Source organism: Micrococcus sp. HMSC31B01, from assembly GCF_001816085.1.
GTDB classification, from domain to species: domain Bacteria; phylum Actinomycetota; class Actinomycetes; order Actinomycetales; family Micrococcaceae; genus Micrococcus; species Micrococcus luteus.
In genome coordinates, this window is the sequence record NZ_KV825161.1 from 1 (window position 1) to 2522 (window position 2522).

Annotated in this window: 2 protein-coding genes; both read left to right on the plus strand. The window is 74.6% G+C overall.

Translation table 11 applies throughout. The annotated features are described in order from the left end of the window. Positions 1-284 precede the first annotated feature (284 nt). A complete protein-coding gene (locus tag HMPREF3105_RS07160; protein ID WP_070709063.1) occupies positions 285-1733 on the plus strand; it encodes a PhoH family protein in 1449 nt (482 codons plus the stop codon). 343 nt (positions 1734-2076) lie between these two features. Next, positions 2077-2522, plus strand: a 446-nt coding sequence (locus tag HMPREF3105_RS07165) for a prepilin peptidase (protein WP_070709064.1), incomplete at its 3' end; no start/stop codon positions are given.

Here is a 2522-nt window from a genome sequence, read left to right on the forward strand (position 1 = left end):
CGGGGCGGGGGCCGGGCTGCCCGGCAGATCGGGCAGGCCGGGGGACGGGCGGTGCATGCTCAAGGGCCCTCCTGGGGACGGGGAGCGGGCGGCCGTCGGGACGTCGGCGGCGCGTCTCCAGTGTAGGGAGCGCGGGACGTCGGGGCCGTGGCGGGGCCCGGACGGACCGTCACCGCGACTTCATCCCGGGTTCACCGTGCCGGGCCCCGGCGGACGACGCCGCTTCCTAGCGTGGCCCGTGGGCGGACCCCCGCCCGCATGGTTCACCGGCACAGGAGGCAGACATGGTGGCAGAGCTCGTGGAGCACGTGCAGACCCGGGAGGAGCCGTCGAGCCGGCCGGGCCAGGCGCGTGCCGAGGCGGGGCCGGCGGAGGCGACCGGCCTGCGGACCTACGTGGTGGACACGTCCGTGCTGCTCTCGGACCCGCGCGCCCTGCTGCACTTCGCCGAGCACGAGGTGGTCCTGCCGCTCGTGGTGGTCTCGGAGCTCGAGGCCAAGCGCGCCGACCCCGACCTCGGCTACGACGCGCGCACGGCCCTCCGCCTGCTCGACGACCTGCGCGGCCGCCACGGCGCGCTGGACCAGCCCGTGCCGATCACCCCCGAGGGCGGCACGCTGCGGATCGAACTGAACCACGTGTCCGTGGACGTGCTGCCCCTGGGCATCCGCGGCACGGACAACGACTCCCGCATCCTCGCCGTCGCGAAGGCGCTCGCGGACGAGGGCGCCACGGTCACGGTCGTGTCCAAGGACCTGCCGATGCGCGTGAAGGCGGCGGCCATGGGCCTCGCCGCGGACGAGTACCGCCACGAGCTCGTGCGTGACTCGGGCTGGCGCGGCACCGTCTCCCTCAGCGTGGCGCAGGAGCGGCTGGACGCCCTCTACGACGACGGCGAGGTCGACCTGGCCGGCGTCCCGCTGGGGACCCTGACCGGCACGGGCGTCGAGACCGGGCCGGAGGAGGCCCCGGCCGAGGCGAACCGCCTGCCGGTCAACACGGGGCTGGTGCTCACCGCGCCCCGGGGCTCCGCCCTGGCCCGGGTCGGCGAGGGCGGCCGAGCCTGCCTGGTGCGCGGGGACCGCGACGTGTTCGGCCTGCATGGCCGCTCCGCCGAGCAGCGGCTGGCCATCGAGCTGCTGACGGAGCCGAGCGTGGGCATCGTCTCCCTCGGCGGCCGCGCGGGCACCGGCAAGTCCGCGCTGGCGCTGTGCGCGGGCCTCGACGCCGTGATGGAGCGCCGCGAGCACCGCAGGGTGGTCGTGTTCCGCCCGCTGTACGCCGTCGGCGGCCAGGACCTCGGCTACCTGCCCGGCTCCGAGGGCGACAAGATGGGTCCGTGGGCGCAGGCCGTGTTCGACACCCTGGGCGCGCTGGTCTCCCCGTCCGTGGTGGACGAGGTGGTGGACCGCGGGATGCTGGAGATCCTGCCGCTGACGCACATCCGCGGCCGTTCGCTGCACGATGCGTGGGTGATCGTGGACGAGGCGCAGTCGCTCGAGCGGAACGTTCTGCTCACGGTGCTGAGCCGGATGGGCCGCAACTCGAAGGTGGTGCTGACCCACGACGTCGCCCAGCGAGACAACCTGCGCGTGGGCCGGCACGACGGCATCGCGGCCGTGGTGGAGCGCCTCAAGGGCCACCCGCTGTTCGGGCATGTGACGCTGACCCGTTCCGAGCGCTCACCGATCGCCGCACTGGTCACGGACCTGCTGGAGGAGGGCCGGGCCTGAGCCGGCCGGCGGGGTCGGGCATGAAAAAGGGGCCGCTGCCGAAGCAGCGGCCCCCGGCGGGGGTGCTCGGCCCCGCGGAGGGGGGATGGGGGACCGAGGAAGCCCGCCACCATGGCCCCTTTGAAACGGGATTGAGGCCATGGGGTCTGTGTGAGCCCCGTACGTCCATCAGACGGCCGGAAGCTCGTGACTTCACAGTAGACCCACGCGAGGGCTCGTCGCAATGGGCGGCTCCGGTTGCGCTGTGGGCAGAACACGGGGTGGCCGGACCGTGAACGCGAGGTGGCCTGATCGCCTGTGGACGACGGCCCGGCGGGTGCGCCGCCCGACCTAGGCTGGGCGCATGAGCGGGGTGGGATGGGCGTGGACGCACGGCGCGCCGGCGACGGCGGTGCTGTGGTCCCTGGGACTGGTGTGGTTCGCGGTGTGCACGGGCGTGCTCGTGCGCACGGACCTGCGCGAACATCGGCTGCCGAACCGATGGACGCTGCGGCTGGCGCTGGGCGGGTTGACGATGATGACCGGGGGAGCGCTGCTGGCGGGCCGGGGTGACCTGACCCTCTGCAGCCTGCTGGGCGGTCTCGGTTACACCGTGGCGATGCTCGCGCTGCACGTGCTCAGCCGCGGCGGCCTCGGGATGGGCGACGTGAAGCTGGCCGGCGGGCTGGGCGTGTACACGGGGGTGCTCGGTCCGACGGCGGTGCTCGCCGCCGGGGTGGGCGCGATCCTGCTCGGCGGCGTCGTGGCGGGGCTGCTGGTCCTCGCGGGCCGGGCGACGGGGCGAACGGC